Here is an 8,235-nt window from a genome sequence, read left to right on the forward strand (position 1 = left end):
TTCAGGAGATGACAGAATGAAAATTGCATTGATGATGGAAAACAGTCAGGCAAGCAAAAACGCCATCATTCATAACGAGCTTAAAGCCGTTGCGGATGAGAAAGGTTTTCCCGTTTTTAACGTCGGTATGAGCGATGAAAATGACCATCATCTGACCTACATTCATTTAGGGATTATGGCCAGCATTCTGCTTAATTCCAAAGCCGTGGATTTTGTGGTCACGGGCTGCGGTACGGGTCAGGGCGCAATGATGTCACTGAATATCCATCCGGGAGTGGTGTGTGGGTACTGCCTTGATCCGGCGGACGCATTCTTGTTTTCTCAGATCAACAACGGTAACGCGCTTTCACTGGCCTTCGCCAAGGGTTTTGGCTGGGGCGCCGAGCTGAATGTGCGCTATATGTTTGAAAAAGCGTTTACTGGACGTACCGGGGAAGGTTACCCACCGGAACGTAAAGTACCGCAGGTGCGTAACGCCGGTATTCTGAATCAGGTGAAAGCGGCAGTGGTAAAAGAGAATTATCTGGATACATTGCGCGCTATCGATCCTGAACTGGTGAAAACCGCCGTGTCGGGTCCACGCTTCCAGCAATGCTTCTTCGATAACTGCCAGGACAAGTCTATCGAAGCGTTCGTGCGCGAGATTATTGGCTAAATCCTGCTGGCCCGGCGGTGTTCACCTGCCGGGCTATCTGTTCTTATCAGAGACTGCGCTTCCCGCATCACGGGTAAGCCGCAGCGTATCGACCATACCTATCAGACAAATTATGGCGATAACCACAAAGGCCAGACGGAAGCTGAGCCCCGGAATATTGCCCAGTGCCAGCCATTCACTGACTTCATCGCCGATACGGATCCCAATAGCGGCTAATGAAATCCCCAATCCCACAGCTAACTGTGTTGCCGTACTGAACAGCGTATTGGCGTAGCTCATTTGCGGCGCGGGGACGTCCGCAAAGGCAAGCGTACTGACGCCGGTAAACTGGATTGAACGGAATACGCCGCCCAGATACAGTACCAGCAAAATAACCCATACGGGCGTTTGCGGCGTTATCAATGCACAGGCCAGCAGTGCCAGGACGTTGAGCGCCCCGTTGATCAGCAGCAATTTTTTAAAGCCCAGCCAGCGTATTAACGGTGTGGTGGCAGGTTTTATCGTCAGATTGCCCACAAACACCGCCAGGACCAGCGAACCTGCGTGAAAAGCGTTCATGCCAAAGCCTACCTGAAACATTAACGGCAGCAGAAATGGTACGGCGCTGATAGAAGCGCGAAACAGCGACCCGCCGTACATCGTGACGCGAAAAGTTGGGACACTCATGGCATCGAGACGAATCATTGGCCAGGCGGCGCGACGAAAATGGCGTAGAGCAAACAGGAAAGTCGCTATTCCCAGCGTGAGAAGTCCGGCGGTTAGCCAACCCTGCGGCTGCTGTGTTCCCAGTAATTCCATGGCATACACCAGGCTCACCATGGCAACAGAGGTGGCGACAAAACCCGTTATATCAAACGGACGGCGCTCGTCGTCATGAATATCCGGAATAAAACGTAGCGCCAGCGCTATCGCCAGTATTCCCAGTGGGGCGTTAATGAAAAAGATCCAGCGCCAGTTGGCATAGCTGGTGATGAATCCCCCAAGCGGCGGACCGATGATGGGCGCGACTAACGCGGGCCAGGTCAGGGTCGCAATAGCGGTGATTAACTGATGTTTTGGCGTGGTGCGTAGTACCGCAAGGCGGCCAACTGGAACCATTAGCGCGCCGCCCACGCCCTGTAAGATTCGCATGGCGACAAAGCTCTCAAGACGGGTGGACAAACCACATAAGACCGAGGCGAGGGTAAATATCGCCAGTGCGAGGGTAAACACTTTTCTGGCGCCGAAGCGGTCCGCAATCCAGCCGCTGGCGGGGATAAGTACGGCGAGGGTGATCAGGTAGGCGCTGATACCAATGTTGAGGTCAACCGCCTGTACGCCAAAGCTTTTGGCCATGTCGGGTAGGGCGGTGGCGATCACCGTGCCGTCAATAAACTCCATAAAGAAAGCGCCGGCAACAAGTAATGCCGCTGGGGAGAGACCGCGTTTATTCTCAACCGATAAATGTTCACTCATTTGTGCTTGCCATCTCAAAAGAAACTGACTGGAACTATTTTTATTTTCAGCGTATCCGCTATGCGTACACCGCTATCGTTTCGATCGCTGAATGGGTACTATGACGACCTTTCTATAAGGAGCTCATTATGTCCCAAACACTGAATGCCGATCAGGAACTGCTCTCGGACGTTGTTGCCTGTCAGTTAGTTATCAAACAAATTCTGGATGTTATTGATGTTATCGCCCCGGTAGAAGTTCGGGAGAAAATGTCCAGCCAGCTGAAAAGCATCGACTTTTCAAGTCACCCTGCGGGCGCCGATCCGGTAACTATGCGCGCAATACAAAAAGCAGTTGCCTTGATCGAGTTGAAATTCACGCCGCAGAATGAGTCTCACTAAAATAAACCGTTGTTTCAGGTTTTAGAAAGGCTTTTTTGTGTCTCTGAGAATGAGAGGCGCGAGCGTAGAGATCATTGAGCGCTCGCCGGATAAGATGCGTGGCATCACTATCCGGCGAGCGTTATGAAAATTGAAGATTAGTGATGTTGGTAGTTTACGACGTTCAGCAGATGCTTATCGGTTTGCGCCATGCACAGTCCCGCGCGTTTCGCGCTGCGAACTTCATCAAGAATGGTTTGTAACAGCACGCCATCCTGCTGTTGCTCTTTTTCCAGATCGTGGAGAAAATCAACGGTTGGCTCATCGTTCAATGCTTCTGCTTCATTGGTTAAGCGTGATAGCTTACTCGAACGCTGTTGGTACTCATCCAGTGTTTTCTGAAACAGTTCTTCCAGGGAAGTCAGTTCATCACCCGGAACATCGATGGCCTTGACGATGGGGTTAGCCCCGGCGCTTTTCATAAAATTAAACATACGCATCATTTGAGTTACGTTACCCTGCGCCTGCGTGCGTAGAAACGTTGCGGTGCCTGTCAGGCTATGTTCGTAGCACCACTCGCTAAGGTGCAGGTAAAGATTCGATGCGTAGAACTCAAGATTCATTTGTGTGTTGAGTTTATGAACAATTCCAACAGCAGCCATATCAATATCCTTATTTCCAGAAAGGAGAGTGTACGTTACTAACGTCAGTGCAACGGGCTGCCGCCGCACTTCACATCTACGTACAATTAAAACTGTTAGCAGAATAAATCCGTTCCGCCGGTCCTTTAGTGATCACGAATTATATTCGCTTCCGATCGAGAATCAGCATAGCGCGTGACCCGGAATAAGAAAATCCTTAAATCTGCGTATTTATGTTTTTTTACATATTGTTATAGCAATATTCTTAATGCAGGTATTCCTTAATATAGGGGTTGTTAATGTAATTGTTTGATATGTATGAAGTTAAATCTTAATTTCATTTATGAAATGGTGTTTCATATCACAAAATAAAATTTAACGTTCGGTTATCGTCTTGTCTCTGGTGATTTTCGACCCGCTCTGGTTGTAGAAACTTCACGACTGGTGAGGTAATTGAAAGTTACCAGATGGCTAATTTTTTGCGCCAGATCATTTTTGCCGAAATTAATAACTTTAATGGCCTGTACGATTCAGCATTGATTGTTTGGCTCTATGTGGATAAAGCGAGGGATTACAAATGAAAAAGGTTGCGGTGCTGCTGGCGCCCGGTTTTGAAGAGGCAGAAGCGATAGTTACTGTTGATATTCTGCGTCGCCTGAATATCGAAGTCGAAACACTGGCCTGCGCTGAGTCACGTGCGGTGGTGAGCTATCATGACGTGCCGATGGTGACCGACAGCACGTTGGCCGCGCGTCAGGCGCATCTCTACGATGCCGTCGTGTTGCCTGGGGGGCCGCAAGGTAGCGTTAATCTTGCCGCCAGCGAGGCAGTCATCCAGTTTGTCACCCGCCATGATGAGGCGGGAAAACTTATTTGTCCGGTGTGCTCTGCGGCCGCGCGCGTGCTGGGTGGCAACGGTCTGCTAAAGGGGCGTCGCTACGTGTGCTCGGGAGATTTGTGGCAAAACGTCACGGATGGGGAATATATCGATGCGCCCGTTGTTGAGGATGGCAATCTTATTAGCGGCAAAGGATTAGGGCATATTTTTGATTTTGCGTTTACGCTTTCGGCGCGTCTGTTGGGAGATGATATTCCGGTTCGCGATCACGCCGACCACATTTATTACCCATGGTAAACACTGTTCTCCCGAATGCTTGAGCATTCGGGGACAAGGATTTGCTGACTGATGTTATGGACTAATCTGCTATTTCTCTTTTTCTTCTTCGTCAAAATCGCGTTTTTTTATGTCATTTCTCGCTGAATTTATGTACGCAATTACTGTAATTCTGTGGTGTGATGCTGCTCTCTTATGGAGAATCAATTTCCCGCTAAAAATACTCCCAGCACTGGCATTGATCTTATCAATAAAAGGTAATGCCTTGTTTTACGTCCGAATTACAAAAAATCGTCTGATTTTACCCTACATAAAAGAACGTTAAAGCTGGAGTTGACCATGCACAAATTCACTAAAGCGCTGGCTGCCATCGGTCTGGCTGCCATTATGTCACAATCCGCTATCGCTGAGTCCATGAAGCTCGGTTTCCTTGTCAAACAACCGGAAGAACCGTGGTTCCAGACAGAATGGAAATTTGCCGATAAGGCCGGTAAAGACCTTGGTTTTGAGGTGATTAAAATCGCCGTCCCGGATGGTGAGAAAACCCTTAACGCGATTGACAGCCTGGCTGCCAGTGGCGCGAAAGGGTTTGTGATTTGTACGCCGGATCCCAAACTCGGGCCTGCCATTATGGCGAAGGCGCGCGGCTACGATATGAAAGTCATTGCCGTCGATGACCAGTTTGCCAACGCGAAAGGAAAACCGATGGATACCGTGCCGCTGGTAATGATGGCGGCAACAAAAATTGGTGAACGCCAGGGCCAGGAACTGTACAAGGAGATGCAAAAGCGCGGTTGGGATGTGAAATCTACCGCGGTAATGGCCATTACTGCGAACGAACTGGATACCGCGCGTCGCCGTACTTCGGGTTCAATGGAAGCGCTTAAAGCTGCAGGCTTCCCGGAAAAACAGATCTACCAGGTCCCAACCAAATCGAATGATATCCCCGGCGCATTCGACGCCGCCAACTCCATGCTTGTTCAGCATCCTGAAGTTAAACACTGGCTGATTGTTGGCATGAACGATAACACCGTACTGGGCGGCGTGCGTGCGACCGAAGGGCAGGGCTTTAAAGCGCCAAACGTGATTGGTATCGGTATTAACGGCGTTGACGCGGTGAGTGAACTCTCCAAAGGCGAAGCGACCGGGTTCTATGGTTCACTGCTGCCAAGCCCGGACGTTCACGGCTATAAATCAAGCCAAATGCTCTACAACTGGGTGACGAAAGGTGCAGAGCCACCGGCGTTTACTGAAGTGACGGATGTGGTGCTGATTACCCGCGATAACTTCAAAGAAGAACTGGCGAAGAAAGGTTTAGGCGGTAAGTAACATCAATGCCGGATGCGTCGCCAAAGCGTCTGATCCGGCCTACGAATTACGTACTCAGTAGGCCGGATAAGGCAAAGCCGCCATCCGGTATAAAGATCTGAATCACGGAGACGTTATGCAACAGTCTACCCCGTATCTCTCATTTCGCGGCATTGGCAAAACGTTCCCCGGCGTTAAAGCGCTTACGGATATCAGTTTCGATTGCTATGCCGGTCAGGTGCATGCGCTGATGGGCGAAAATGGCGCCGGAAAATCAACACTCTTAAAAATTCTCAGCGGTAACTATGCGCCAACGACGGGATCTCTGGCAATCCGCGGTCAAGAAGTTTCGTTTGCGGATACCACAGCCGCGTTGAACGCCGGTGTCGCCATTATTTACCAGGAACTGCATCTCGTCCCGGAGATGACCGTTGCCGAAAATATCTATTTAGGGCAACTGCCGCATAAAAGCGGCATTGTGAACCGCTCGCTGTTGAACTATGAAGCGGGGCTACAGCTTAAGCATCTGGGCATGGATATCGATCCCGATACGCCATTGAAATACCTCTCCATTGGTCAATGGCAGATGGTGGAGATTGCAAAAGCGTTGGCGCGTAACGCCAAAATTATCGCTTTTGATGAACCGACCAGTTCCCTGTCGGCACGCGAGATTGAGAATCTGTTTCGCGTTATCCGTGAGCTGCGCAACGAAGGGCGCATCATTCTGTATGTCTCGCACCGTATGGAAGAGATTTTTGCCCTTAGCGATGCCATTACCGTATTTAAAGATGGGCATTACGTTAAAACGTTTACGGACATGCAGCAGGTTGATCACGACGCGCTGGTGCAGGCGATGGTGGGGCGTGACCTGGGTGATATTTATGGCTGGAAATCCAGGCCTTATGGCGCAGAGCGTCTGCGTTTGCATGAGGTCAAAGCCCCCGGCGTGCGGACGCCGATCAGTTTATCAGTGCGTAGCGGTGAAATCGTCGGACTGTTTGGGTTGGTGGGCGCCGGACGTAGCGAATTAATGAAAGGATTGTTTGGCGGCACGCGTATCACCGCAGGCCAGGTGTTTATTGATGAACAGCCAATTGATATCCGCAAACCGAGCCACGCCATTGAAGCAGGGATGATGCTGTGTCCGGAGGATCGCAAAGCCGAAGGGATTATTCCGGTTCATTCGGTGCGTAACAACATCAACATTAGCGCGCGTCGTAAACATGTCTTGGGCGGATGCGTGATCAATAACGGCTGGGAAGAAACCAATGCCGATCACCATATTCGTTCGCTCAACATCAAAACACCGGGGGCGGAGCAACTGATCATGAACCTCTCTGGCGGTAATCAACAGAAGGCTATTCTTGGCCGGTGGTTATCGGAAGAGATGAAAGTGATTTTGCTGGATGAACCTACCCGCGGCATTGATGTGGGCGCCAAGCATGAAATTTATAACGTGATTTATGCCCTCGCGGCGCGCGGCGTGGCCGTGCTGTTTGCATCCAGTGACCTGCCAGAAGTTCTCGGTGTCGCCGATCGTATCGTGGTGATGAGGGAAGGCGAGATTGCCGGTGAGTTACTTCATGAACAGGCGGATGAACGCCAGGCGTTGAGCCTTGCAATGCCTAAAGTCAGCCAGGCTGTGGCCTGAATAAGGAGAGTATGATGTCTTCCGTTTCTACATCGGGTTCAGGTGCTGCGAAGTCGGCGCTAAATCTTGGCCGCATTTGGGATCAATACGGGATGCTGGTGGTGTTCGCCGCGCTGTTCCTGGTGTGTGCCATCTTCGTGCCAAACTTTGCCACCTTTATCAACATGAAGGGGCTGGGGCTGGCGGTATCGATGTCGGGTATGGTCGCATGTGGGATGCTCTTTTGCCTGGCATCCGGCGACTTCGACCTGTCCGTTGCGTCCGTCATTGCCTGTGCAGGGGTCACCACTGCCGTAGTCATCAACATGACCGAAAGCTTGTGGATTGGCGTCGCTGCCGGGCTGTTGCTGGGGATTTTATGCGGTCTGGTGAATGGGTTTGTGATTGCACGGTTAAAAATCAACGCCCTGATCACCACTCTGGCGACGATGCAGATTGTCCGCGGTCTGGCCTACATTATCTCTGACGGTAAGGCGGTCGGGATTGAAGACGAGCGTTTCTTTACCCTTGGCTATGCTAACTGGTTTGGGCTGCCGGCACCTATCTGGATAACGATCGTGTGTTTCATCGTATTTGGCTTACTGCTGAATAAAACCACGTTTGGTCGTAACACGCTGGCTATTGGTGGGAATGAGGAGGCTGCGCGCCTGGCCGGGGTTCCGGTTGTTCGCACCAAGATTATTATCTTTATTCTTTCCGGTCTGGTGTCCGCAATTGCGGGAATTATCCTCGCATCGCGTATGACCAGCGGCCAGCCAATGACCTCAATTGGTTATGAGCTGATCGTGATTTCTGCATGTGTTTTAGGGGGCGTATCGCTGAAAGGCGGCATCGGAAAAATCTCATATGTGGTCGCCGGGGTGTTGATTCTGGGGACGGTTGAGAACGCGATGAACCTGCTGAACATCTCTCCTTTTGCGCAGTACGTCGTACGTGGTCTCATCCTGCTGGCGGCGGTAATCTTCGACCGTTACAAGCAAAAAGCGAAGCGCACCATTTGATGATTTAAGCCCTAACTTTTCAGTCTAGCTTCTGCTAATCGCCAGCCGCTA

8 protein-coding genes are annotated in these 8,235 nt (G+C 50.7%); 6 read left to right on the forward strand and 2 right to left on the reverse strand.

Features of this window, described 5'->3' with window-relative positions; genetic code table 11:
* Positions 1-16: 16 nt before the first annotated feature.
* Complete coding sequence (locus FDW92_RS08510; protein ID WP_042307745.1) at positions 17-655, forward strand: RpiB/LacA/LacB family sugar-phosphate isomerase; 639 nt, start codon at positions 17-19, stop codon at positions 653-655.
* A gap of 33 nt (positions 656-688) precedes the next feature.
* Here FDW92_RS08510 and FDW92_RS08515 read toward each other — a convergent pair whose 3' ends face one another.
* Complete coding sequence (locus FDW92_RS08515; protein WP_137400600.1) at positions 689-2,110, reverse strand: MFS transporter; 1,422 nt, start codon at positions 2,108-2,110, stop codon at positions 689-691.
* A gap of 128 nt (positions 2,111-2,238) precedes the next feature.
* Here FDW92_RS08515 and FDW92_RS08520 point away from each other — a divergent pair, with 128 nt between their 5' ends.
* Entirely contained in the window at positions 2,239-2,490 is a 252-nt protein-coding gene (locus tag FDW92_RS08520) for a DUF2766 family protein (protein WP_005127709.1), read from the forward strand.
* Between the two features lie 137 nt (positions 2,491-2,627).
* Here the strand turns inward: FDW92_RS08520 and FDW92_RS08525 are convergent, their stop codons facing one another.
* Positions 2,628-3,131, reverse strand: a complete 504-nt coding sequence (locus FDW92_RS08525; protein ID WP_038641501.1) for a non-heme ferritin-like protein — start codon at positions 3,129-3,131, stop codon at positions 2,628-2,630.
* 556 nt (positions 3,132-3,687) lie between these two features.
* Here FDW92_RS08525 and FDW92_RS08530 point away from each other — a divergent pair.
* From FDW92_RS08530 to araH, 4 genes are all read left to right on the forward strand, one after another.
* Positions 3,688-4,245, forward strand: coding sequence for a DJ-1/PfpI family protein (locus FDW92_RS08530; RefSeq protein ID WP_042307749.1), 558 nt, complete (start codon positions 3,688-3,690; stop codon positions 4,243-4,245).
* Positions 4,246-4,563: 318 nt separating this feature from the next.
* A complete protein-coding gene (locus FDW92_RS08535) occupies positions 4,564-5,553 on the forward strand; it encodes an arabinose ABC transporter substrate-binding protein (protein ID WP_042307751.1) in 990 nt (329 codons plus the stop codon).
* Positions 5,554-5,668: 115 nt separating this feature from the next.
* A complete protein-coding gene (gene araG / locus FDW92_RS08540; RefSeq protein WP_042307754.1) occupies positions 5,669-7,183 on the forward strand; it encodes an arabinose ABC transporter ATP-binding protein AraG in 1,515 nt (504 codons plus the stop codon).
* A gap of 14 nt (positions 7,184-7,197) precedes the next feature.
* On the forward strand, positions 7,198-8,184 hold the full coding sequence (gene araH, locus FDW92_RS08545; RefSeq protein WP_042307755.1) for an L-arabinose ABC transporter permease AraH: 987 nt from the start codon (positions 7,198-7,200) through the stop codon (positions 8,182-8,184).
* The last annotated feature ends 51 nt before the right edge of the window (positions 8,185-8,235 follow it).

The organism is Citrobacter sp. wls706 (genome assembly GCF_005281305.1).
Lineage (GTDB): Bacteria > Pseudomonadota > Gammaproteobacteria > Enterobacterales > Enterobacteriaceae > Citrobacter > Citrobacter werkmanii.